The organism is Mycobacterium shottsii (genome assembly GCF_010728525.1).
Classification (GTDB): domain Bacteria; phylum Actinomycetota; class Actinomycetes; order Mycobacteriales; family Mycobacteriaceae; genus Mycobacterium; species Mycobacterium marinum.
In genome coordinates this window covers 3534332-3558746 of record NZ_AP022572.1, presented here as the reverse complement: position 1 = coordinate 3558746, position 24415 = coordinate 3534332, and the positions used below count along the sequence as shown (strand labels likewise).

22 protein-coding genes and 1 pseudogene are annotated in these 24415 nt (G+C 64.9%); 8 read left to right on the top strand and 15 right to left on the bottom strand.

Translation table 11 applies throughout. The annotated features are described in order from the left end of the window. The first annotated feature begins 75 nt into the window (after nt 1-75). Nucleotides 76-1590 (top strand): serine/threonine-protein kinase, encoded by a 1515-nt coding sequence (locus tag G6N41_RS16390; RefSeq protein ID WP_198965141.1) that lies wholly within the window; start codon nt 76-78, stop codon nt 1588-1590. A gap of 5 nt (nt 1591-1595) precedes the next feature. Here G6N41_RS16390 and G6N41_RS16385 read toward each other — a convergent pair. Both G6N41_RS16385 and G6N41_RS16380 read right to left on the bottom strand, forming a co-directional pair. Further along, nucleotides 1596-1780: pseudogene (locus G6N41_RS16385) on the bottom strand (IS30 family transposase); the annotation flags it as partial. 121 nt (nt 1781-1901) lie between these two features. Then, nucleotides 1902-3395 carry an amino acid permease gene (locus tag G6N41_RS16380; protein ID WP_198965140.1) on the bottom strand — a complete coding sequence of 498 codons (1494 nt, stop codon included), beginning with the start codon at nt 3393-3395 and terminating at the stop codon, nt 1902-1904. A gap of 593 nt (nt 3396-3988) precedes the next feature. On the opposite strand from G6N41_RS16380, the gene cphA reads away from it, so the two are divergent. From cphA to G6N41_RS16360, 4 genes are read left to right on the top strand one after another with little or no spacing between them, the layout of a single operon-like run. Next, nucleotides 3989-6724: a cyanophycin synthetase gene (gene cphA / locus G6N41_RS16375; RefSeq protein WP_198965139.1), complete on the top strand. Its 2736-nt coding sequence runs from the start codon at nt 3989-3991 to the stop codon at nt 6722-6724. After that, entirely contained in the window at nt 6721-8925 is a 2205-nt protein-coding gene (locus tag G6N41_RS16370) for a cyanophycinase (protein WP_198965138.1), read from the top strand. Before cphA ends, G6N41_RS16370 begins: the two co-directional genes overlap by 4 nt. A 21-nt stretch (nt 8926-8946) precedes the next feature. Continuing rightward, the gene (locus tag G6N41_RS16365) at nt 8947-9291 is read left to right on the top strand and encodes a hypothetical protein (protein ID WP_198965137.1); all 345 of its coding nucleotides are present in this window, start codon (nt 8947-8949) and stop codon (nt 9289-9291) included. 4 nt (nt 9292-9295) lie between these two features. After that, complete coding sequence (locus G6N41_RS16360; protein ID WP_198965136.1) at nt 9296-10387, top strand: succinylglutamate desuccinylase/aspartoacylase family protein; 1092 nt, start codon at nt 9296-9298, stop codon at nt 10385-10387. A gap of 122 nt (nt 10388-10509) precedes the next feature. Here G6N41_RS16360 and hisI read toward each other — a convergent pair whose 3' ends face one another. Genes hisI through hisD form a run of 8 tightly spaced genes read right to left on the bottom strand, consistent with a single transcriptional unit; the run spans nt 10510 to nt 16913 of the window. After that, nucleotides 10510-10845, bottom strand: coding sequence for a phosphoribosyl-AMP cyclohydrolase (gene hisI / locus G6N41_RS16355; protein WP_198965135.1), 336 nt, complete (start codon nt 10843-10845; stop codon nt 10510-10512). Further along, nucleotides 10842-11627 (bottom strand): imidazole glycerol phosphate synthase subunit HisF, encoded by a 786-nt coding sequence (hisF, locus tag G6N41_RS16350; protein ID WP_198965134.1) that lies wholly within the window; start codon nt 11625-11627, stop codon nt 10842-10844. The genes hisI and hisF overlap by 4 nt, the downstream gene beginning before the upstream one ends. A gap of 1 nt (nt 11628) precedes the next feature. Then, complete coding sequence (locus G6N41_RS16345) at nt 11629-12441, bottom strand: inositol monophosphatase family protein (RefSeq protein ID WP_012394147.1); 813 nt, start codon at nt 12439-12441, stop codon at nt 11629-11631. Between the two features lie 6 nt (nt 12442-12447). Further along, complete coding sequence (gene priA, locus G6N41_RS16340) at nt 12448-13182, bottom strand: bifunctional 1-(5-phosphoribosyl)-5-((5-phosphoribosylamino)methylideneamino)imidazole-4-carboxamide isomerase/phosphoribosylanthranilate isomerase PriA (RefSeq protein WP_198965133.1); 735 nt, start codon at nt 13180-13182, stop codon at nt 12448-12450. Nucleotides 13183-13193: 11 nt separating this feature from the next. Next, nucleotides 13194-13826 carry an imidazole glycerol phosphate synthase subunit HisH gene (hisH, locus tag G6N41_RS16335; RefSeq protein WP_012394145.1) on the bottom strand — a complete coding sequence of 211 codons (633 nt, stop codon included), beginning with the start codon at nt 13824-13826 and terminating at the stop codon, nt 13194-13196. Beyond that, the gene (gene hisB / locus G6N41_RS16330; RefSeq protein ID WP_198965132.1) at nt 13823-14455 is read right to left on the bottom strand and encodes an imidazoleglycerol-phosphate dehydratase HisB; all 633 of its coding nucleotides are present in this window, start codon (nt 14453-14455) and stop codon (nt 13823-13825) included. Before hisB ends, hisH begins: the two co-directional genes overlap by 4 nt. Further along, nucleotides 14452-15600 carry a histidinol-phosphate transaminase gene (locus G6N41_RS16325; protein WP_198965131.1) on the bottom strand — a complete coding sequence of 383 codons (1149 nt, stop codon included), beginning with the start codon at nt 15598-15600 and terminating at the stop codon, nt 14452-14454. The genes hisB and G6N41_RS16325 overlap by 4 nt, the downstream gene beginning before the upstream one ends. Continuing rightward, nucleotides 15597-16913 (bottom strand): histidinol dehydrogenase, encoded by a 1317-nt coding sequence (gene hisD / locus G6N41_RS16320; protein WP_198967887.1) that lies wholly within the window; start codon nt 16911-16913, stop codon nt 15597-15599. Before hisD ends, G6N41_RS16325 begins: the two co-directional genes overlap by 4 nt. A gap of 111 nt (nt 16914-17024) precedes the next feature. Here hisD and G6N41_RS16315 point away from each other — a divergent pair, with 111 nt between their 5' ends. Then, nucleotides 17025-17435 (top strand): nitroreductase family deazaflavin-dependent oxidoreductase, encoded by a 411-nt coding sequence (locus G6N41_RS16315; protein ID WP_198965130.1) that lies wholly within the window; start codon nt 17025-17027, stop codon nt 17433-17435. A gap of 61 nt (nt 17436-17496) precedes the next feature. On the opposite strand, the gene nadC is transcribed toward G6N41_RS16315, so the two are convergent. From nadC to nadA, 3 genes are read right to left on the bottom strand one after another with little or no spacing between them, the layout of a single operon-like run. Next, the gene (nadC, locus tag G6N41_RS16310; protein WP_198965129.1) at nt 17497-18354 is read right to left on the bottom strand and encodes a carboxylating nicotinate-nucleotide diphosphorylase; all 858 of its coding nucleotides are present in this window, start codon (nt 18352-18354) and stop codon (nt 17497-17499) included. Further along, nucleotides 18354-19928, bottom strand: a complete 1575-nt coding sequence (locus G6N41_RS16305) for an L-aspartate oxidase (RefSeq protein WP_198965128.1) — start codon at nt 19926-19928, stop codon at nt 18354-18356. Before G6N41_RS16305 ends, nadC begins: the two co-directional genes overlap by 1 nt. Continuing rightward, nucleotides 19925-20983, bottom strand: coding sequence for a quinolinate synthase NadA (gene nadA / locus G6N41_RS16300; protein WP_198965127.1), 1059 nt, complete (start codon nt 20981-20983; stop codon nt 19925-19927). The genes G6N41_RS16305 and nadA overlap by 4 nt, the downstream gene beginning before the upstream one ends. A 47-nt stretch (nt 20984-21030) precedes the next feature. On the opposite strand from nadA, the gene G6N41_RS16295 reads away from it, so the two are divergent. Beyond that, entirely contained in the window at nt 21031-21738 is a 708-nt protein-coding gene (locus G6N41_RS16295; protein WP_198965126.1) for an NUDIX hydrolase, read from the top strand. 356 nt (nt 21739-22094) lie between these two features. Next, nucleotides 22095-23435 carry a lipase family protein gene (locus tag G6N41_RS16290; RefSeq protein ID WP_198965125.1) on the top strand — a complete coding sequence of 447 codons (1341 nt, stop codon included), beginning with the start codon at nt 22095-22097 and terminating at the stop codon, nt 23433-23435. A gap of 45 nt (nt 23436-23480) precedes the next feature. Here G6N41_RS16290 and G6N41_RS16285 read toward each other — a convergent pair whose 3' ends face one another. Beyond that, nucleotides 23481-24053 carry a DUF2567 domain-containing protein gene (locus tag G6N41_RS16285; protein ID WP_231609018.1) on the bottom strand — a complete coding sequence of 191 codons (573 nt, stop codon included), beginning with the start codon at nt 24051-24053 and terminating at the stop codon, nt 23481-23483. Nucleotides 24054-24175: 122 nt separating this feature from the next. Then, the gene (gene bsaP, locus G6N41_RS16280) at nt 24176-24415 is read right to left on the bottom strand and encodes a biotin synthase auxiliary protein BsaP (protein WP_407663826.1); all 240 of its coding nucleotides are present in this window, start codon (nt 24413-24415) and stop codon (nt 24176-24178) included.

Below are 24415 nucleotides of genomic sequence, written 5' to 3'. Positions count from 1 at the left end.
GCCCCGGCCTGGGAGTCACCACTGCTCTGGGTAGTTTCCCGATGGCCGCCTCGACGCGATCAGTAGCATGCTCACATGCCGACAAGCGCTGGCCACAGCGAAGGCCTCCAAGAAGGTGAGCTGTTCGCCGGGTACACCATCGTGCGCCGGTTAGGTGCGGGCGGAATGGGTGAGATGTACCTGGCGCAGCACCCCCGACTGCCCCGGCGCGACGCACTCAAGATCCTGCCCGCCGAGTTCACCTCCAGCCAGGAGTTCCGTCAGCGCTTCAACCGCGAGGCCGACCTCGCCGCAACCTTGTACAACCAGCACATAGTCGGCATCCACGATCGCAGCGAATTCCACGGACAACTCTGGATCTCCATGGACTACGTGGAGGGAACCGACGCCGCTCGACTACTGAACACCCAGTACCCGACCGGAATGCCGTATGCCGAGGTGGTGGAAATCATCGCGGCGGTGGCCGACGCGCTTGATTACGCCCATTCACAGGGCTTGCTCCACCGCGACGTAAAGCCGGCCAACATTCTGCTGGGCGAAGCCAATCACCGACGCCGAATAGTGCTTGCCGATTTTGGGATCTCTCGCGAAGTCGGCGCGATCAGTGGGCTGACCGCGACCAATATGTTGATGGGAACCACCGCATACTGCGCCCCCGAACAATTGCAGGGCGCGCCTCTGGATGGACGCGCCGATCAGTATGCACTCGGCTGCACCGCGTTTCACCTGCTGGCCGGTTCTGCCCCATTCCAACACACCAATCCGGCGGTGATCATCACCCAGCATCTGTCCGCACCACCGCCACTAATCAGTGCGCGCCGCCCCGAATTGGCACATCTCGATGGCGTCATTGCCAGAGCTCTGGCCAAGAACCCCGCAGAGCGTTACCCCACGTGCTCGGATTTCGCGGCCGCGCTGGCCGGTCAGCACCCTTTAGCCCCACCAGTCGCGCCGAACCCCGTCGCATTCGGGTCCGCGCCGACACAGGTGATCGCGACACCACCTGCAGCGGCGCCGACCGCACACGGGAGGCGAATCAAGCCCGCGACCCTGATTGCCGGGCTGGTCGCCGTCGCATTGGTCGCGGTCGCGGCGGTACTCGGTATTCAGCTGTTGAGCGACCGATCCAGCAGTGCGGATCGCGGTGCCGCATCCTCATCGGCACCCCCGGGCGTCGGCGCGAGACCGCCGTCAAAGCCAACCCTTCAGTTGTCTGACCACGTCACCGACCAGTCGGCGGTATTGACTCCGGCCGAGCGCGTGGTCATCGCGCGAGCGGTCACCAAGCTCTACAACCAGCGCGGCATCGGCCTCTGGGTGGTCTACGTCAAGGATTTCGGCGGCCTCACGCCAGCGAAGTGGGTCGAGAACACCATGCGCGCCAACGGCTTTGCCGACACTGAGGCGATGCTCGCGGTGGCCACCGAGACGCCGGAATTCTCCTTCCGGGTCCCGGCCGCGGTCAGTTCCGGACGGGTGGTTGCTATCGAGGTGATCCGCCGTCAGCGCATCGAACCGGCCGTGTCCCAGCGCGAATGGACTCGCGCGGCGCTGGCCGCAGCCGAAGGCCTCGCCAACCTTTCCCCCTAGCTACTTCAGCCGCAAAAAGCGCGCGCGTGTGGGTTGCGGGCTTCGGCCGACGTTTTCCAGCCGAGTGTCTTTCTGGGCCTGATGTTGTGGGCGTGAGCGACTGCTTCGATGTCTTCAGCGGATCATCGGGATAGATCGGAGCCTTCGGGAAGTACTGGCCCAGTGCGCCGTTGGTGTTCTCATTGGTGCCACCTCACCGCCGCCCGCACGGCCATAACCTGGCGGCTGGACAGGTCAAGGCCCGTGGAAGCCTGTACAGATCTTCCTTGCGTCGAGGGCGGCTGTCGGCTAGCGCCACACCCTCACCGTCGTTAGTGCTCCCGCTGCGCCAGAACGTCACTGTCGTCGGCATCGGCTGGCATGGCACCGATCACGCCGTCACCGCCATCGTTCAACGCACTGTGATGGCGGCCCCAGACGAAGTAGAACACCAGCACCACCGAGACCCATATGGAGAACGCCAACCAGGTGTACCAGGGCAGGCCGAACAGGATGTACCCACACGCCAGGACCGACAACACCGGTGTCACGGGGTAGAGGGGCACCTTGAATCCACGCGGGAGATCGGGTTCACGCACCCGCAGGATGACGACACCGACGGACACGACGATGAACGCGACCAGGGTGCCGATGGACACCACGTCCGCCAGATAGCTCAGCGGGACGAAGCCAGCAAGAATGCAGATCACCACCGCGACGATGATGGTGTTGTACACCGGTGTCATGTTGGGTGGGCGGACCTTGGCGAACACTGGGGGCAGAAGACCGTCCCGGCCCATGGCGAACAGGATTCGAGTCTGGCCGTACAGGACCACAAGTGTGACCGAGAATATGGAGATCACTGCGCCGGCTGCCAACACCGTGCCCCAGTAGTGGCCTGAGACCACTCTGTCGAGGACGGTGGCCAGGCCAGCTTGCTGGCCCTCGAAATCCCGCCAGGGCTGCGCGCCGAGTGCGGCCACGGTAACCACCACGTAGACCGTTGTCACGGTCACCAACGCGGCCATGATCGCCAAAGGCATGGTCTTCTGAGGATCCTTGACTTCGTCACCGGCGGTGGACACCGCATCCAGGCCGATGTACGAGAAGAAGATCGTGCCTGCCGCCGCGCCGATTCCGGCGACACCGAAGGACGCGAACTCAGCGAACCGATCGGCGTCGAAGGCCGTTAAGGCGATGACGGCGAACATCACCAGAACGCTCAGCTTGATCAGCACCATGATGGTGTTGACCTTCGCCGACTCGCTGGCTCCGCGGATGAGAAGGACGGCGCACAACCCGACCAATACGACAGCGGGAAGGTTGATGATTCCCGGGGATGCGTCACCCCACGGCGCAGCGGAAAGCGCCTGGGGCAGATGATGGCCGAAGAAATTGTCAAGCAGCTTGTTGACGTACTGACTCCAACCCACCGCAACCGCGGCGGTGGACACGCCGTATTCGAGCAGCAGGCAGGCCGCCACACCCATTGCGACCAGCTCGCCGAGAGTGGTGTAGGCGTAGGAGTAGGTTGACCCCGAAACCGTTACGGCTGAGGCGAGTTCGGCATAACAGACCGCGGCAAGTCCTGCCGCGATTCCGGCGATCACAAATGAGGCAACAACCCCAGGACCGGCTTCTGGAACCGCCTCGGACAGCACGAAGAAGATGCCTGTGCCGACGGTGGCACCTACCCCAAACAGCGTGAGTTGGAACGTGCCGATACTGCGTTTCAGTTGATCGGAGGCGCCGTGAGCCACGGGCGCCCCGATCACGGGCCGTCGGCGCAGCATCTGCTGGATCAGGCCGATTGTCGGGGCCGCCATGCGCTCCTCCTTGATTGGGTCCAAGCTGATTGTCGGCCCTAACCGCTACGCTTGACTGTCGAACGATTGCGCTCAACCCACCCGCGAAGGCCCGACTAATTGAAACAGTCGAATGGAATGGTTCGTGGGCTAACCCAGTTAAGCCGCGCAGCAGGACCGGCGGTTCCTGCGATGAAATCTGCCGCCGCCAAGCCGATGGCAAGACTCGCGCAGGCAATACACAAGAATGCGCGGGGCCACGATGTCGGGATTTCCGAGCAAAAACTAGCGAGCACGTTTGATCGGCGTTATCGATCCAGATACCGCAATAACCGCTGTAGCGACCTGCCAGTGGTAGCGCGGGAATACGGCCACAGCCGTGCCCCAGACTCTCCGGGCGGCGACCACCGAGCCAACACTCGGCCCCGGTCCGGTCGGGTTGCCGGCGTTGGCCGGTCACCCTCTCCCCTCACCCATAAGGAGCCAGGTTCCCTGTGATGCTCCGGTTCTGCGGATGAGCGTTCCGCATGTTGGACTATGCTCCACTGCGTTGCGCGGCTCTGTCTGACCGCGTTCTCGTGTGCAGACACCCGACGCTTGATGAGGATGCCCCATTGAATATCGATTCCATTTCGGTCTATGTCGGTCCGAACGTTCATGCGCTGGAGGCGGTAATCCGGCTCCAAGTGGACGTCAAGCCGAGCTATGCGGAAACCCTCAGGGGCCTGGGGGCGGGCGTGATCGACAGACTGGCAGCGGTGTTGCCGGGGCTTGCGCTCGAACATGCCGAGTGGGGTGCCGCATTGCACACCGGCGCGGGGCTTTCCATCGGCGATCTGGTCGCAAGGCTGGCTTTGGCGCTCGAGCATGCCGCTGGCATTGACGGCACACTGGCGTGGTCGAGATCGACGGACGATCCCGATATTGTCGAGGTGTTCTACAGCTATGGCAATGAAGACATCGGTATCGAGGCCGGCGAGGTTGCCTGCGACATGCTCGCGGCCATTGCCCGCGCCGACTCCGATGATCAAGAGGCTCCCGACCTCGACAAGAACGTCGAGGATTTCCTGACCTATGCCGACAGGCGTTCTCTGGGGCCCTCCGCCATGGAATTGGTGCGTGCGGCCCAGGCCCGCGACATTCCGGTCTACCGGCTCAACGACGCCAGCCTGATCCAGATCGGCCAGGGCAAGTACCAGCAGCGAATCGAGGCGGCGCTGACGTCGAAGACCTCGCATATCGCCGTCGAAATCGCCTCTGACAAGAATCTCGCCAACAACCTCCTTGCCGATCTCGGTCTGCCCGCGCCGAGGCAGAAGCTGGTCTACAGCGTGGACGAGGCAGTGGGGGCGGCCGAACGCATCGGCTATCCCGTGGTTATCAAGCCGCTCGACGGCAATCATGGCCGGGGCGTCACCGTCAACATCACGTCCGAGGACGGCATCGCCGAGGCCTTCGAGACCGCCGATGCCGAGGGATCGGCCGTGTTGGTGGAGACCATGCTGCGCGGCGACGACCACCGGCTTCTGGTGGTCAATGGCCAGCTCGCCGCCGCCGCGCGCCGGGTGCCGGGTCATGTGAAGGGCGACGGGCGCCACACCGTTGCCGAGCTGGTGAATATCGTCAATCAGGACCCTCGCCGTGGCGTCGGGCATGAAAACGTGCTGACCCGGCTCGAACTCGATGACCAGGCGACGCGCTTGCTCGAGGAAAAGGGCTATACCGCAGAGACGGTCCCCGCCGAGGGCGAGGAAGTGCATCTGCGCAAGACCGCAAATATTTCGACGGGTGGAACGGCGGTGGATGTCACCGACACGATCCATCCCGACAACAAGCTGATGGCCGAGCGGGCAATCCGAGCAATCGGGCTCGATGTCGGCGCCGTAGATTTCCTGACCACCGATATCACCAAGAGCTATCGCGAGACCGGCGGCGGCATCTGCGAGATCAATGCGGGACCAGGCCTGCGCATGCATATCGCGCCCTCCGAGGGCACGCCGCGCGAGGTGGGCGGGGCGATCATGGACATGCTCTTCCCGCCCGGAACCCAGGCGCGCGTTCCCATCGCCGCCTTGACCGGAACGAACGGCAAGACCACGTGCTCGCGCATGCTGGCGCACATCCTGAAAATGGCGGGTCATGTCGTGGGGCAGACCTCGACCGACGCCGTGCTGATCGACGGCAACGTGACCGTCAAAGGCGACATGACCGGGCCCGTCTCCGCCAAGATGGTGCTGCGGGATCCCTCGGTCGACATCGCAGTCCTGGAGACGGCGCGCGGCGGCATCGTCCGCTCCGGCCTGGGCTACAACTTTTGCGATGTAGGCGCGGTGCTGAACGTCGCGTCCGATCATCTGGGGCTCGGCGGCGTCGACACGCTGGATGACCTGGCCCGGGTGAAACGCGTCGTCGCCGAAGTCACGCGCGGCACGGTGGTGCTGAACGCCGACGACGAACAGACGCTGAAAATGGCGGCCTTCTCGCCCGCCAGGCAGGTCATGTATGTGACACGCAACCCGGAGCATGAACTGGTGCGCGAACATATCCGGCTCGGCAAGCTTGCGGTCGTTCTCGAGCAGGGCGTGAACGGCGACCAGATCGTGATCTACGACAACGGCACCCAAATGCCGCTGATGTGGACCCAGCTCATCCCGGCGACACTGGAGGGCAAGGCACTACACAACGTCGAAAACGCCATGTTCGCCACCGGCATGGCCTATGCGCTCGGCAAGACACTGGATCAGATCAGCGCCGGATTGCGCACCTTCGACAACAGCTTCTTCCAGAGCCCAGGCCGGATGAATGTCTTCGATGAACACGGATTCCGGGTGATCCTCGACTACGGGCACAACGAGGCGGCAGTAGGGGCCATGGTCGACCTGGTCGACCGGCTCAAGCCGCGCGGGCGCCGGATCGTCGGCCTCACCTGCCCGGGCGACCGGCGCGACGAGGACGCGACGGCGATTGCGGCGAAGGTCGCCGGCCATTTCGACACCTATATCTGCCACCGCGACGACAATCTGCGCGATCGCGAGCCAGACGAAGTGCCCGAGCTGTTGCGCGACGCCCTGATCGCCGAGGGCGTCGCGCCCGACGCGATCAGCATCATCGGTGAGGAAGAAAAGGCCCTCGACGCGGCGCTCGAGCAGGCGCAGCCCGACGATTTGGTGCTGTACTTCTGCGAGGCGATAACGCGCTGCTGGAAGCAGATCATCCACTTCACCCCGAAATTCACCGCGCCCGAACCGGAGTCCGTCGCAAAGCGTCTGGCGACGTCCATATTCGACGTTCCCGATGGCTTCGCTCTCACGTCGGATGATCGAGGTGTGCTGATCGTTCCGGCGAAATGACACGGCAGATCAGCAGAATCTCACTCACTGACCGTGGGAGCGCCACCCCGAAACTGGCAATCATCGGCGGCCGACTGGAGGACGACAATGCCGCCGTCTATCACGAGATGCACCGTCTGGCAGGCGGAAGGATCGTCGTCTTCCCGACGGCCTCGTCGGTGCCCGATGAGGTCGGAGCCGAAGCGGTCGGTGTGTTTCGCGCCTATGGTTTCGATGCCGCCCTGGCCGGGGTTTACGGCGCCGGGGCGGCGGCGGCCGCGCAGGACACGGCGATCGCCGATCTCGTCGAGGACTATGGCAGCGTCTATTTCACCGGCGGCGACCAGGCCCTGATCACCGGGGCGCTGGCGCCGAAGGGCAAGGAAAGCCGGGTGCTGAAGGCGATCCGCACAGCGCAGCTCAACGGTGCGATGGTCGCCGGGTCGAGTGCTGGGGCCGCCATGATGTCCGATGTGATGATCTCCGGCGGCACATCGCTGGAAGCTGCGACCTACGGTGTCGTCGATGACCCGGACGAGCCCGGAATGCTGCTGGAGCCGGGGCTCGGCTTCTTTCCCTGGGGCATGGTCGACCAGCATTTCATCAAACGCGGCCGATTCGGCCGGTTGGTCGTCGGCATGCAGTCGTCCGGCGCCAAGCGCGGCTTCGGCATAGACGAAAACACCGCGTTGTTCATCGAGGGCACGAGTGCGCGGGTGATCGGCGAATATGGCGCCTTCGTGCTCCATCTCGAGGAGGCGAAAGTCGATCGCCGCCGCAAGCTGATCGAAAACATCGGTTTCAGCTATGCCGACGACGGTGACAGCTATGACCTGGAAACGGGTGAGGTCCTCCCCGGTCCGGGCAAGCGGCCGGTGACCCAGCGCGACATCACCTACCGGGCCCCCGCCCGCTCGCTTCGAAACGTCTTCGCCGCCTATACCCTCTACGACCTCACGGCGCGGCTGGTGCTGGGGGACCCCGAGGCCTATCCGGCGGATCGGGCGCGCGCGATAGAGCCCAAGGCGGGTTGCGCCACCAGCGTCGAAATATCCCGCCAGGGCGGCCGTGCGGCCGCCTACATTCCCGGAGCCGGGCGTGATTTCCGCATGACGGCGGTGGATTTTCGGGCCAGCATGCGCACCCGCCAGCTCAATGCGGCGCAACTGGCGGAGAACCGGTGGGCGGCGCTGTCCCGCGACTACGGTATGAAGCCGGGACAGCAGGCGCGCATGATGATGCTGGGCTCGGCGCCACTCGACCGCGGCAGTCCGCTGCTTGCGGAACTGGCGGCGCAGTGTGAGGGGCCGGTCGGTGTGCTTGCCGCCGCGTCCGCCGAGCCCAACGCGGCCGCGCGCGAGTACATCGGCGCCTTGCGCGGCCACGGCGTCGAGGCCACCGATCTGCGCGTCACCATCGACAATGTTGATCGCCAGATGCGCGAGGAAGCGTTGGTCGAGCAGATCGCCGCCCTGCGCACCATCATCCTGACCGGCGGTAACCAGATCAGGCTGGTGGAATCCTTGCTCTACCGTGGCGATGTCACGCCGCTGCTGACCGCCATTGCGCGGGCGCGGGCCGCCGGCGCCATGATCGTCGGGGTCGGCGGTGCCGCCTCGGCGCTGTCCGGTTTCATGATCGGTGGCGGCACGTCCTACGAGGCGCTGCGCTTCGGCATCGCCTCGGATATCGGACGGCACGGATTGGTGATCCAGGAAGGGTTGGGGTTTTTCGGCGCCGCCATCGTCGACCAGAAACTGTCGTCCTCGCTTCGTCTCGGCCGCCTCGCCGTCGCCTGCGCCGAGGAAAGCGTGCGCTTCGGGCTCGGTCTTCTCGAAGACAGCGGGGTCATCGCCAACCACGACAACACCCAGCTCACCGCGATCGGCGCGCGCGGCGCCGTCCTGGTCGAGCTCGATCCGCTCAAGACCGAGCTGGCTGGGGACGATTTCATCGCGCCCGACACCAAGCTGTGTTTTGCCGGTCCAGGGGATGTCATCGATATGGTGACCGGGACCGTCACCCGGGCGGCGCCGGCCAACGCGTCCGCCGCCGCGCTGGACACGCTGGTGGACGCACTGATCAAGGATTGCGTTGGCGATGCCGGCCCGGTAACCGCGCCCGGTGCCACACACGAAGCGAATATTGCCTTGCGCTATCGCTCACACGATGATGGCACCGGCCATCTCGATATCGAAAGCATCCGTGATCGGCACGGATGAAAATCAATAGAAAGGACAGACATGTATTTCGATGGGACCACCCTGACCACACTGCTTTCCGATACGGAGAAAGCGGCTGCAAACGCCCCCGTCATTGCCGCCGCAGGGCCGCGCTACACCTCGGCGCTCGCCGTCATCGAGGCCGCCATGGAGCTGCCGGAATTGGGTGAGGCCGGCGTGACGAACTTTCTCGATGTGCAGGGAATCGAACTGCGCGACATGCCCCCCGGTCATCGTTTGATCGCAGGGGCGCTGGCGACGGAAGGCAAGCTGAACGATCGCCTGAATGCCGCCTGCGCGGCCTATTTCGAGACAGAGGTGTTCGTGCTTCCGGCCGGTGAGCCAGCTGCTCCGCCGACGGAGTGAGAACGTGCTGCGCCAGACCCACGAACTGCCGGGCTCGCCACATCGACTGACTGTGCTCAGCTTCGGTGCGGCGGGTACGGGCAGGAAAGCCTATTTGCAGGCCGGCCTGCATGCCGACGAGTTGCCCGGCATGCTGGTCTTGCGCATTCTGGCCGGGCATCTGGCCGAAGCGGAAGCTCGCGGCGCGCTCCATGGTGAAATCCTGCTGGTGCCGCAGGCAAACCCGATCGGCCTGACACAGACCGAAACCAGCTTCCTGTTCGGTCGGCTCGAAAGCGGCACCGGGGAAAACTTCAACCGGAACTATGCCGATCTGTCAGACCTTCCAAGCCTGTCACTGGGACCGGACGCGGCGGCGAACGTCGAGACGATCCGGGCCGCGATGTCCGCGCGGCTTGCGGCGATGCCCCCGGATGGAGCCTTGGCGCAGCTGCGCCACAGATTGCTGACGCTCGCCCATGACGCCGACCTCGTGCTCGATCTTCACGCCGACAACGAGGCTGAGCCGCACATGTATGTCGGCCCGGCGCTGTGGCCGGCGGCCAAGGACATCGCCGCCGCGATCGATGCGCGAGCGGTGCTTCTGGCAGAGGTGTCGGGCGGTCGCCCCTTCGATGAGGCCTGCGCCGGTCCGTGGTGGGCGCTGGCCGCGAACCATCCCGGTCTGCCCATTCCGCCGGCCTGCCTGGCCGCCACGCTGGAAATGGGCTGCAATGACGATGTCGATCCCGAACGTGCCGCCGATCAAGCCATGGCGCTGCTGCGCATGTTGGCCGGACGCGGCTTTGTCGATGGGCCGGGCGGGCAGCCGGCTTTGTCCTGCCGCGCCACGGCGTTGACGGCCATGGCGCAGCTGCGCTCGCCGGTCACGGGGCTCGTCGCCTATCGCCGCCGGCTGGGAGATCTGGTCCGCAAGGGCGATCTCGTCGCCACGGTGATCGACCCGCTTGGCGAGGAGACGGAATTGCGGGCCGAGACCGACGGGCGGCTCTTTGCTCGCCATAGCCAGCCTTATGCCTGGCCGGGACGGGTGATCGGCAAGATCGCGGGCGAGATTCCGCTGGAGGGCAGAAGGGGCAATTTACTTTCGGATTGATGCAGGTCGCGCGGAATGTGTCGCGGCAGCCCGATCCGGCGGGCCTTCACTTCCCTTGCGTCACTTCACTGTTCGCCGGAAGGCTGGCCGGTGCTGTTTCGGCTCGGCGGCACCTTCCCCGTTCAAAGCAGCACGGTGGCGTCGAAGCAGGTGTGGTCACCCGTGTGGCAGGCCCCACCCACCTGATCGACGGTGAGCAGCACCGTGTCACCGTCGCAGTCCAACCGCACAGAGTGCACATACTGGGTGTGTCCAGAGGTCGCTCCCTTGACCCACTGTTCGCCGCGAGATCGCGAATAGTAGGTCGCTTTACGGGTTTTCAAGGTTCGATCCAAAGCATCGTCATCCATCCAGGCGACCATCAACACGTCCCCGCTGCCACGCTCCTGGACCACGGCGGTGAATAATCCGTCGGCGTTGCGCTTCAGGCGGGCGGCGACGTTTGGGTCAAGAGTCATCGCACGGTGATCCCTTCTGCGGCCATCGCGGCCTTGACCTGGCCGATCGTCAGCTCCCGGAAGTGAAAGACACTGGCCGCCAATACCGCGTCAGCGCCGGCGGCAACAGCGGGAGCAAAATGGTCCACGTTCCCGGCGCCGCCGCTGGCGATCACCGGAACCGTGACCGCCGCGCGAACCGCGCGCAACATTGCCAGGTCGAATCCCGCCTTGGTGCCGTCAGCATCCATGGAATTCAACAAGATCTCCCCTACTCCAAGGTCGGCGCCGCGGGCGGCCCATTCCACGGCATCGATACCGGTGCCACGGTGGCCGCCGTGAGTAGTGACCTCCCAGCCCGAAGGTGTCGGGGCGCAGCCAACCGGCACCTTGCGCGCATCCACGGACAACACGATGCATTGGGACCCGAATTGCGTTGCCATGTCGGCCAGCAGGTCAGGGCGAGCGATCGCGGCCGTGTTCACCGAAACCTTGTCGGCCCCCGCACGTAGCAATAGATCGACATCAGCCACGGTACGCACCCCGCCGCCAACCGTGAGCGGAATGAACACTTGCTCCGCGGTGTGGCGCACCACTTCCAACATGGTGGCCCTGCCCGACGACGACGCGGTGACGTCGAGAAAGGTAAGTTCGTCGGCTCCCTCGGCGTCATATGCGGCCGCAAGTTCCACAGGATCGCCCGCATCCCGCAGATTCTCGAAATTGACCCCCTTGACCACCCGTCCGGCGTCAACATCCAGGCACGGGATGACGCGCACCGCAAGGCCGGTATCCGTGTACATATCAGTAGTCCTCCGGGTCGCCTGTCTTACGTACGATCTCAAGGATCTCTTCGTGGACTCCCGGCGCCGCGGCCAGCACCGAACGCGAGGTTGGGGTCCACGGATCACCGGTCAAGGTCGTGACGGTGCCTCCCGCGGCCCGCACCTGCGCGACTCCCGCAGCATGATCCCAAACCTGACCGCCGAAACTAATTGCACCGCCTAGGATCCCGTCGGCTACATAAACAAGGTCGATGCCGGTGGACCCATGGATACGCAACCGCGATGACACCCGACTGAGGTTCTCCAGCACCGCAAGCCGATAACGCCCCGGAAAACGGCCCCGGGAGTCGGCGCTGAATGTGCCTACACCCATGAGGCTCTCCGACAACTTCGCGGGAGCCAGCGATGCCTGCGGGAGGCCATTTCTCAGCAACGGGCCACCTGCCACCGCGGTGTAGCGCTCGCCGATGAACGGTAACCAGGTCAGGCCGGCCACCGGTTCACCCTCGTGCAGCAGGCCGAGCAATATGGCGGCCATCGGCGAGCCGGCGGCATAGTTGAAAGTGCCGTCGACCGGGTCGAGCACCCAAACCCAGGGCGAATCCACATCGGTACCACCGAATTCTTCGCCGTGTACCCCGATTCCGGTAGCAGCTTCCAGCGCCGCAACGACTTGTCGCTCAATCGCGAGATCCACCTCTGTGGCAAAGTCGTTGCCCTTCTTGGGAACTGCCGAATCGGCACGGTGGCCGCCGAGGAACCTCGGCACCGCGGCATCCAAAATTGCCGACGCCTGCTCAACCAAGGTGACCAACCGTGCAGCCAAATCCATTGCGGTCTACTCCCGTACCGCGGTCAGCGCCTGCGGCAAGGTGAACCTTCCGGCGTAGAGCGCTTTACCCACGATGGCACCCTCGACCCCCTGGCCCGTCAGGGTTGCGATCGCACGTAAGTCATCCAGGCTGGAAACACCGCCGGATGCGATCACCGGCGCCTCGGTACGACCGGCCACACCTGCCAGCAGTTCGAGATTGGGGCCTGCCAACGTGCCATCTTTGGTCACGTCGGTGACGACGTAGCGTGAACATCCTTCGCTATCCAGGCGCTGCAGCACCTCCCACAGATCACCGCCGTCGGTTTCCCACCCCCGGCCGCGCAGTCGATGCTTGCCGTCCAAGATTTGGACGTCGAGTCCGACCGCCACCTTCTCACCATGCTCGGCGATCATCCGGGCGCACCATTGTGGGTTTTCCAGCGCCGCGGTACCCAGGTTCACCCTGGCGCAACCGGTTGCCAGTGCCGCGGCCAGCGAGTCGTCGTCGCGAATACCCCCGGATAGCTCTACCGCAACGTCGAGTTTGCCCACCACCTCCGCGAGTAGTTCGCGGTTGCTCCCTCTGCCGAATGCGGCGTCGAGGTCGACCAGGTGAATCCACTCCGCGCCGTCGCGCTGCCAACCCAGCGCGGCATCCAGCGCCGAGCCGTATTCCGTTTCACTGCCGGCCTTGCCTTGGACCAATCGCACGGCGCGACCCTCGACCACGTCGACAGCGGGCAACAATATCAATGGCACAGTCTCTTCCTTCACAAGTTTTCTACCCAGTTGCTCAGTACGGCCGCACCGGCGTCCCCGCTCTTCTCCGGGTGGAACTGGGTTGCGGCCAGCGGGCCATCCTCGACCGCGGCCAGGAAAGGTACCTGATGGGTGGCCCATGTCAATCGGGCTCCGGACGACCCTTCCCAGCGCTGCGCGGCGTAGGAGTGCACGAAATAAAACCGGGCCTTGGGCTCCAAGCCTTTGAACAGCACACTGTCCGCGGGAGCGGTCACGACGTTCCAGCCCATGTGCGGGATCACCGGGGCGTCCAGCCGGGTAACGGCACCCGGCCACAGGCCACACCCCTGAGTTTCCACCCCGAACTCCACCCCGCGGGCGAACAGAATCTGCATGCCGACGCAGACTCCGAGCACCGGACGCCCCGCGGCAACCCGCGCGGCGATGATGCGTTCACCGCCGATCTTGCGCAGACCGGTCATGCAAGCCTCGAACGCGCCAACCCCCGGCACCACCAGTCCGTCCGCGGCCATCGCAGCCTTCTCGTCGGCGGTCACGACGGTGTCGGCACCAACCCGCTGCAAGGCGCGCTGCGCCGACCGCAGATTGCCGGAACCGTAGTCGAGCACGACCACCGATTTTGGCCGCGGCGTGCCGCTCATAGAACGCCTTTGGTGGACGGCACGCCCGATACCCGAGGATCCGGCTCGACGGCTTGGCGCAACGCCCGGGCAACAGCCTTGTACTGCGCTTCAGTGATGTGGTGTGGATCGCGACCGTAGAGCACCCGAACGTGCAGCGCGATGCGGGCATTCATGGCCAGCGACTCGAACACGTGCCGGTTGATCACGGTGTGGTAAGGCACCGAATTCCCGGCAATAGTGTTGTGCTGCAGGTGATCCGGCTCTCCGGTGTGCACACAGTATGGGCGCCCGGACACGTCCACCGCGGCGTGGGCCAGTGTCTCGTCCATCGGAATGAAGGCGTCTCCGAACCGCCGGATGCCTTTCTTGTCACCCAGGGCCTGCCCGAGCGCCTGGCCCAGCGCAATCGCGGTGTCCTCGACGGTGTGATGCGCCTCGATCTCAACATCACCCTTGGTACGCACCGTCAGATCGAAGCTGGCGTGACTGCCCAGCGCCGTGAGCATGTGGTCGAAGAACGGCACACCGGTGTCGACGTCGACTTGTCCGGTGCCATCCAGATCCAGGTCGATGACGATGTCGGATTCGCGGGTGCGCCGCTCGATGCGCGCCCGACGGACGGCGGTGCCTGTTTCGGTGGCTGTCATGGTGCTCCTACGGGGCTTGCTGCAGCTGGGGCCAGGTCGGTGGCAGCGATCCGCGCACTCGCCCGCAGAAACGCATCGTTTTCGTCGGCCAGCCCGGTAGTTGCCCGCAAGTAGCCTGGTATACCGACGTCACGGATCAAGACACCCTGGTCGAGGTATCGCTGCCAGGCGGCCGGGGCATCGGCGAATTCGCCGAACAGCACAAAGTTGGCATCGCTTGGTATCACCCTAAAGCCCATGCCGGCCAACTTTTTTGACACACGCTCACGCTCGGCTACCAACGTCGCGACACTGCCCAGGGTGTCCTGAGCGTGCCGTAGCGCGGCTCGCGCTGCCACCTGAGTTACCGACGACAAGTGGTAAGGCAGCCTCACCAGCAGTAAGGCATCAATCAATGCCGGCGTAGCCACCAGGTAGCCGAGCCGCCCGCCGGCGAACGCGAACGCCTTGCTCATGGTGCGGGAGACGACCAGCCGGGTCGGGTACTCCTCGATCAATCCCACCGCGCTGGGCTGCGAGGAAAACTCGCCGTAGGCCTCGTCGACAATCAGAATGCACGGGACCACGTCGAGCAGCCTGCGCAGTTCCGTCAGCGAAACGCTCTGTCCAGTGGGGTTGTTGGGACTGGTAATGAATACGACATCCGGTCTGCGGTCGGACACGACGGCGATGGCAGCGTCGATGTCAAGGCCAAAGCCATCGGCCCTGGCTGTCTCGACCCATTCCGTGTGAGTGCCGTCGGAGATGATCGGGTGCATCGAGTACGAGGGGACGAAACCGATGGCGGTGCGGCCCGGCCCGCCGAATGCCTGCAGAAGTTGCTGCAGAATCTCGTTGGAACCGTTTGCGGCCCAGACGTTCTCGAAGCCGATGCGGGTACCGGTCTGGGCGGTCAGGTAATTAGCGAGGTCGGTACGCAGGGCCACGGCGTCGCGGTCGGGATAACGGTGCAAGTCGACCGCCGCCTCACCCACCGAACGCACCACATCGTCAACGAGCGCCTGAGTGGGCGGGTGCGGGTTCTCGTTGGTGTTCAGACGTACCGGAACCGCCAGTTGTGGCGCTCCGTAAGGCGATTTGCCACGCAGATCCTCACGCAAGGGCAGATCGTCCAGGGTGGGCCGTGGCCAGGGCGCGCTGGTCATCGTTCGAACCTCCGCCTTACCGCTTCCCCGTGCGCCGGCAGATCTTCGGCCTTGGCGAGGGTAAGCACATGCCCCGACACGTCTTTGAGAGCCGCCTCGGTGTAGTCGACAACGTGGATGCCACGCAGGAAGGTCTGCACCGACAGGCCGCTGGAATGCCGCGCAAATCCCGCGGTCGGCAACACATGGTTGGACCCCGCGCAGTAGTCACCGAGGCTCACCGGCGCCCACGGCCCAACGAAGATGGCGCCAGCCGAACGTATCCTGCTGGCGACTTGTGGCGCGTCTGCGGTCTGGATCTCGAGGTGCTCAGCCGCATAGGCATTCACCACCTTGACGCCGGCATCGAGATCGTCGACCAAGATGATCGCCGACTGGCGACCCCCCAACGCGGTTGTCACTCGCTCGTGATGCACCGTCGTCGCCAACTGAGCAGCCAGTTCGGCATCGGTGGCGTCGGCGAGGTGCTCACTCGGGGTAACCAGCACACTGGCAGCCATCTCATCGTGCTCGGCCTGACTGATCAGATCCGCGGCAACGTGTGCGGGGTCGGCTGTGTGGTCGGCCAGGATCGCGATTTCGGTCGGCCCCGCTTCGGCGTCAATGCCTACCTGCGAACGGCACAGCCGCTTTGCGGCCGTGACGTAGATGTTGCCCGGCCCGGTGATCATGTCGACCGGCGCCAACTCGTGACCGTCGACGTCGGTGCCGCCATAGGCCAGCAAGGCAACCGCCTGTGCCCCTCCGACCACCCATACCTCGTCGACTCCCAACAGGCGGGCCGCGGCCAGAATGGTCGGATGCGGCAGCCCGCCATGGCTGGCCTGGGGCGGGCTGGCGACCACGAGCGAATCCACCCCCGCCGCCTGCGCGGGCACCACGTTCATCACCACACTGGACGGGTAGACCGCGTTGCCCCCCGGCACGTACAAACCGACTCGCTCGACGGGGATCCAACGCTCGGTCACGGTAGCTCCCGGGCCGAGCGTCGTGACGACATCGGTTCGGCGCTGATCGGCGTGCACCGCCCGGGTCCGCTCGATCATCACCTGCAGCGCGTCGCGAACGTCTGGGCTGAGCTCGTCCAGCGCCGCTGCCAGCGCGGCCTGGGGCACCCGGACGGCCGCGGGCCGCACCCCGTCGAACGACTCACAGAATTCCAGCGCGGCCTGCGCCCCGCGTTCGGCCACCGCCGCCACAATCGGCCGGACCTTCGGCAAGACCGCCTCCACGTCGGCTCCGCCACGCGGTAGAGCGGCCCGCAACCCGGCGGCAGTCAACTCTGCTCCCCGTAGGTCAACACGGGCCAACAGTGAACGCGGTGTACTCACGCCAACCATTGTCCCAGAGCAACTCAAGTCGAATTCCGACCGGTACAGTGCCGGTAGAGCCGCCCAGGTACGCACTTGCGAAAGGGAGCCAACATGTCGGCAAAAGACCACCCGAACAACGCTCCCGGCGTGCCGATGGTGTTCCCGCCCTGGTTCGAGCTTTTCCAGATCAAATACATCAATCGCGCACTCAAACCCATTGCGCGCTACCTTCCGGGTACGGCCACCATCACGCACCAGGGCCGCAAATCCGGCAAACCCTACAAGACAATCGTGACGGTGTACCGCAAGGGCAATGTGTTGGCCATTGCGCTGGGTCACGGAAAAACCGACTGGGTGAAAAACGTTCTGGCCGCGGGCGAAGCCGATATTTTCTTTACCCGCCGTCAGGTGCACATCGTGAATCCGCGAATTCTGCCGGCCGGCTCCCAAAGCGATGAGCTGCCGATGATGGCGCGTGTGCAATTGCGCCGCATCGGAGTATTCTTCGAGGATATCGCCTGAGGCCCGCACGCTGCCACAGCAACGGCAGCGCCGGCACGCGGATAATCCCGTCAGCCAGGGCTCACATGTCCAAACCGATGTCGAGCACCCGCACCGAATGGGTCAGCGCACCGACTGCGAGGTAGTCCACACCTGTCGCCGCATAGGTCGCCGCGGTGTCAAGGCTGAGGCCGCCCGAGGACTCGAGCAAGACGGTGGGCGCCCGCGAATCCCGCCGCTGCACCGCCGTCTGAGTCTGCCAAACCGGGAAATTGTCCAGCAGGATCAGTTCGGGATTCTCGGGCAGTACCTCGTCAAGCTGTTCGAGGGAGTCAACCTCGACTTCACAGGGCAGATCGGGCGCCGCAGCCCGCACGGCCCGCAATGCTTCAAGCACCGATCCGGCGGCGGCGACATGATTGTCTTTGATCAGCGCGGCATCACCGAGACCGAGCCGATGGTTGACTCCGCCGCCAACGCGAACCGCGTACTTCTGCAAGGCCCGCAGGCCGGGCAGGGTTTTGCGGGTGTCGCGAATCCTGGCCTTCGTTCCGTGCACCGCCTCTACCCAGGCTGCCGTTGCCGTCGCGATCCCCGACAAGTGGCAGACCAGGTTCAACATGGTGCGTTCGGCGGTCAGCAGACCTCGCGTTTGCGCCCGGATCGTCAGCACCGGCTCGCCGGTCTGCAACCGGGCGCCATCGTCGACACGGCCGAGCACCTGATAGCCGTCTTTACCGATGACCTCATCGAGCACCATCAGCGCGACGTCCACACCGGCGATCACTCCGGCCTCCCGGGGAACCATTGACGCTGTCGCGGTCGCATCAGCCGGCACCGTCGCGATCGTGGTGACATCGGGCCCGTAGCAGAGATCCTCGTCGAGGCCGCGCCGAATGGTCTCGCGGACCGCGTCGCGTTCTTGATCGGTAAGCGTCATCAGCCCACCACCGCCAACGCCTCCACACAAACCGAGTCCTGGTCGCCAGCCAATCGGACCACGATGCCGCGTCCCTGCTCAGGCACCACGTCCGGGTACTCGGCGCGGTGGTGGCAACCGCGACTTTCGTTGCGCGCCAGGGCACCAGCACCCACGACGCGGGCGGCGAGCGCCAGGGCCACATCTTCGAAGTCATTGCGGTCGGCAATGCCACGAGTCGGCCCGTCCAGCATCTCGGCCAGCCGGTGCAACCCGGCGGCATCGCGAACCACCGACGCGTCGCGACTCATCGCCCGCTGCAGGTCATCACGGCGGGGCGCGGTATGCGCAATCGGCTCGGGCATCGTCGCATGCGCAAGCCCGGCGGCCGCCGCATGCGCGGCCGCGCCCTTGCCGGCCCGGCCACCGACCACCAGTCCTTCGAGCAAGCTGTTGGACGCCAGCCGGTTGGCACCGTGCATGCCGGTGCGGGCCACCTCGCCTGCCGCGAACAAGCCTGGCAGCTCGGTGTTTCCGTACACATCGGTAATGACGCCGCCGCAACTGTAATGGGCTCCCGGGACCACCGGTATCGGCTGCAGAACGGGATCGATGCCAGCCGCCCGACACGAGGCGGTGACGGTCGGGAACCGCGACTCGAAACCCTTGATACTACGCGCGTCCAGGTAGGCGCATGGATCTCCGTTGGCCTTCATCCGCGCGTCAATGGCCGCCGCCACCACATCACGAGGCGCCAAGTCTCCCAGCGGGTGAACACCGGCGGTAATCGACCGGCCCTGCCGGTCAAGCAATCTCGCGCCTTCTCCGCGAATTGCCTCGGTGATCAGCGGACGACGGCCACCACTGCTCCCGTCGAACAGCATGGTCGGGTGGATTTGGATGAATTCGAGATCGCTGACCGCGACGCCGGCCCATAGCGCCAGCGCGATTCCGTCACCGGTGGCGCCATCGGGGTTGGTGGTCGCGCTGTACAACTGCCCCAGCCCACCGGTGGCCAAGATCACCGACGGCGCGCTGATGATGCCCACACCGTTCGGGTTGAGCACCAACACTCCCGTTACCACGGTGTCGTCGTGCAGTATTCGCAGCGCCACGTGGCTGGCGCGGATGTCCAGCAGACCAGCGGCTTGATCGAGTGCGCGCTGGACTTCGGCACCGGTCGCGTCGCCTCCGGCATGCACGATGCGCCGCCGCGAGTGCCCACCTTCACGCGTGAGAGCCCAACGACCGGTTGATGTTTCGTCGAACTTCGCGCCATCGCCGACCAGGTCGGTCACCGCGCGGAACCCGTCAGCGACGATCGAGTACACGGCTTCGAGATCGCACAGCCCGGCACCCGCGGTCACGGTGTCGGCCACGTGCGCATCGACCGAATCGTCGCCGCCCGGCAGTACCACCGCTATACCGCCCTGCGCGTAGTGGGTTGCGGTGGCTCCAACGGTGTCGGCGGCCTTGTTGAGCAGGACGACGCTGCGGCCAGCGCGATGAGCGGACAGTGCGGCGGCCAGACCGGCCACACCGGTGCCGATTACGACGACCTCGGCCGCATCCCGCCAAGTGGGACTCGTCCTCATTCGCCACCACCGGGCTGGCCGATTTCGATCATCCGCTGGACACTGAGCCGGCCCGCCGCCGCCACGTCGGGATCGACATGAACTTCGTCGGCCCCTTCGACCAGGCAACGCAGCAAGGCCGCGGGAGTGAACATCTTCATGTACTTGCACGACGCCCGGTCGTTAACCGCTTGGAAGTCGACCTGCGGTGCGGCCCGGCGCAGTTGATGGAGCATCCCGACCTCGGTGGCCACCAGCACCTTGCGCGCGCGGGTCTCGTGCGCCGCGTCGAGCATCCCACCGGTGGACAGGATCTTTACCCGCTCCGCGGGGACGGCACCTTCTCCGGCCAGGTAGAGCGCAGAGGTGGCGCACCCACACTCGGGGTGCACAAACAGTTCAGCATCGGGGTTGGCGCGAGCTTGCTCACTCAGTTCATCGCCGTTGATCCCGGCGTGTACATGACATTCACCGGCCCAGACGTGCAGGTTTCCGCGGCCGGTCTCGCGCCGCACGTGGGCGCCCAGGAACTGGTCGGGGCAGAACAGCACCTCGCGGTCCGGATCGATAGACGCGACCACGTCGACGGCGTTCGACGAGGTGCAGCAAATGTCGGTGAGCGCTTTCACTTCCGCGGTGGTATTGACGTAAGAGACAACGACAGCGCCCGGGTGCTCGGCTTTCCAGGCCCGCAATTCGTCGGGACTAATGGAGTCGGCCAATGAACAGCCGGCTCGTTTATCGGGAATCAATACCGTCTTGTTCGGGCTCAGGATTTTCGCGGTCTCGGCCATGAAGTGCACCCCGCAGAACACGATGGTACCTTCGGGCGCCTCGGCAGCGATGCGCGACAGCGCCAGCGAGTCCCCCACATGGTCGGCTACGTCTTGGATGGCCGGCAGCTGGTAGTTGTGCGCCAGCAGCGTAGCTCCTCGTAACTGCGCCAACCGGCGAACTTCCGCGACCCACTGTTGGTCACCGTCGACCCCGACGTAGCCCAGCGGCGAATCGCTGATGCGGTCGGTCATACCACTCACGTCACAAGCGAGCGTGTCCATGCTATTCAAGACCGTCACGGCGGCTCCTTTCACGCCCAGGTGGTTTTCGACTTACAATCGAAAACATGCCCAATAGTAACACCGCTCATGAAGTTCTGGCTGCGGTCTTTCAGGTTCCCCAGATCACAGCGGCATCTCGAGGGGGGAAACCGCAGCTTAACGTGCTGCTATGGCAACGTGCGCAAGATCCACAGAAAGGCGCCTGGTCACTACCGGGCGGGCGGCTGCGCAGCGACGAGGACTTGACCACCTCGGTGCGTCGCCAGCTCGCGGAGAAGGTTGATCTGCGCGAGTTGTCCCACCTAGCGCAACTCGCGGTGTTCTCGGATCCGCACCGGGTGCCGGGCGACACCCGCGTCATCGCGTCGACATTCCTCGGCCTGGTCCCCTCCCCGGCCACTCCCGAGCTGCCGGCCGACACGCGCTGGCATCCAGTGAATGCACTGCCCCCGATGGCATTCGATCACGGCCCGATGGTGACCCACGCCCACGCTCGACTGGCGGCGAAAATGTCGTATACCAATATCGGATTTGCCTTGACACCTAAAGAATTCGCACTCTCCACGTTGCGTAACATCTACGGGGCGACACTGGGCTATCAGGTCGATACGACGAATCTGCAACGGGTCCTGGGCCGCCGAAAGGTGATCACCCAAACCGGCACCTTCGCGCAGTCCGGCCGCAGCGGCGGCCGCCCCGCCGCGATGTACAGGTTTACCGATTCCCAGCTCAGAGTCACCGACGAGTTCGCGGCGCTGCGCCCTCCAGGCTGAGGCCGGCCGGGTTCAGATAGCGATCAACCACCATTTTTTCGTCACCGCCAAATACCCGAGCTCGATTCCGAATACCCAGCCTGTAGTGGCATTTTGGCGGGCCCTAGGGTGCCGTTGCGAAACAATCGACATTGCCGATCCAAGCCCGGTGCAAATTGTGACCGGGACCACGCCATGTCAATGTCAATTTCGCGGTTGAATCCTGTAGCTTGTATGACAATACTAAGAGATCGTTAAGAGATGCTGGCGCCGTTCGGCTGGCGGCACAGAACCGTAACTGGCTTACTGCGCTGCCATCCCATCTGGTTCGGGATGGATCGTGCGCGAGAATGCCGAAGGTCATGAAGGGAGCCTTAATGGTGAAGCTCGGCAGTCTGGCAGACGCGCGCGCCGCCGAATGGATCGGCCGGCCGCCGCATGAGGAACTGCAGCGCAAGGTACGTCCCCTGCTGCCGAGTGACGATCCGTTTTATGACCCGCCCGCCGGCTACCACCATGCCGAACCGGGTAAGGTGTTGCGCTCGCGCGAGGTCGAGCTGGCGTTTCTGGGCTTGATCCCGCAGTCCATCACCGGCACTCAACTGCTGTACCGGACCACGGACATGTACGGCAATCCCGAGGCCACCGTGACCACGGTGATTCTTCCCGCCGAAGTTGCGCCCGGACAGACCTACCCGCTGCTCTCCTACCAGGGCGCGATCGACGCCATGTCCTCGCGCTGCTTTCCCTCCTACGCGCTGCGCCGCGGAGCCAAAGCGATCGGCTCATTGACCCAGTTGGAGCTGCTGCTGATCACCGCCGCCGTTGCCGAGGGGTGGGCGGTCTCAGTACCTGACCACGAAGGTGTCCGGGGGCTTTGGGGAACGCCCTACGAGCCGGGCTACCGGGTCCTGGACGGTATCCGGGCGGCCCTGAGCGCCGAACGTCTGGCGCTGCCGCAATCGGCGCCGATCGGATTGTGGGGCTACTCGGGCGGGGGCCTGGCCAGCGCATGGGCTGCCGAAATGTGCGGCGAGTACGCGCCTGAGCTCAACATCGTCGGAGCCGTGCTGGGTTCGCCGGTCGGCGACCTGGGTAATACCTTCCGTCGGCTCAACGGAACCCTGCTTGCGGGCCTGCCCGCAATGGTGGTGGCCGCCCTCGGACACGCCTACCCGGGGCTGGACCGGGTGATCAAACAACATGCCAACGAAGATGGGATCGAGTTGCTCGAGCGGCTTGAGCAGATGACCACCGCCGAAGCGGTCATCCGGATGGCCAACAACGACTTGGGCCACTACCTGGACGAGCCGCTCGACGATGTTCTGTCCACACCAGAAGTTGTGCACGTCTTCGACGACATCAAACTGGGCGCCGCCGTGCCGGCACCCCCGGTGTTGATCGTGCAGGCCGTCCACGACTATCTCATCTCCGTCGATGACATCGACACGCTGGCCGAGTCCTATTCGACGGGTGGTGCCAGGGTTACCTACCACCGGGATGCCTTCAACGAGCACATGATGTTGCACCCGCTGTCCGCCCCGATGACGCTGCGCTGGCTCACCGACCGATTCGCAGGCCTGCCGCTGACCAAACACGTCATTCGAACCACGTGGCCGACGATGTTCAACCCGATGACTTATGCGGGCGTGGCACGATTGGCCGTCATCGCCGCCAAGATGATCACCGGACGCAAGATTCATCGCCGCCCGCTGTAAGGCCGCCCACCGTGGATTGTCCACTTTGAGCCGCACCGAAATCCGTTACGGCACCGGCGCTTCGGGGGCTTTTGCGGGTGCGGCCGGCCGGGGCTCGACCGGCGGGTAGCCGCCCAGATCATCACGCACGGTTCCGGCCGCCATCAGTGCGTACACCAGTGACCCGACGGCCGCGGGCAACAACAGGGTGGCCGCTATCAAAGACGCGTGGCGGGCGAAAAACACCGGCGGCGCCTCAATCACGTATGTCAACGAGTGATCGCCGCTGGCCAGCGGCACCGTGTCGAAATCCAACGCGCCATAGCGCCAGTACACCAGCAACGCACCGACGGCGGTTGCCGCCGCCGCGGCGCCCACCAGCCCGGCCGCAAAGGCGGCCACCATCGCGGGCCCTCTGTGTTCACGCCACTGCCAGATCAGCACCGCCGCCACCACGGCCACCACACCCAACAGCCCGAGCATCAAGAACGGTGCGACAAAGAAATTCTCTGACTCGCTACCCAAGTAATCGCGCACACGCTCGCCCGTCCGGGTGACGGCGACCACGGCATGAACGGCCGGAGCCACCCAGGCCCAAAGTCCGCCAACCAACAGGCCAACCGCGGTAAGACCGAGCATCACGGTGGTGATTGCGCGGGTTCGCGACGTTCGAGGGCCACCGGAATCCGGCAGCCCCACCGCGTCGACGGGCGGCTGCGCCTCGTGGGACGTGGTGGGAACAGCAGGCACCGATTCCTCGGTCACCGACGCGTCTCCAACTCCGAAGAGTCCACCTGCCCGTGCCGCGAGCATCGCGCCCACCAACCATCGGGACGAATCTGCACGATCATCCGCCGTCCGCATTCGGCACAGAACCGCGGCGGCTCCAGACCTAACTGGGCCGCTGTGGGCGTGGTCGTACCCGCCAGTTCGCCGGTGTAGACGTTGTAGACGCCGGCAGTGACCGGAACACCGAGACTTCCCAACACAATGTCCTTGAT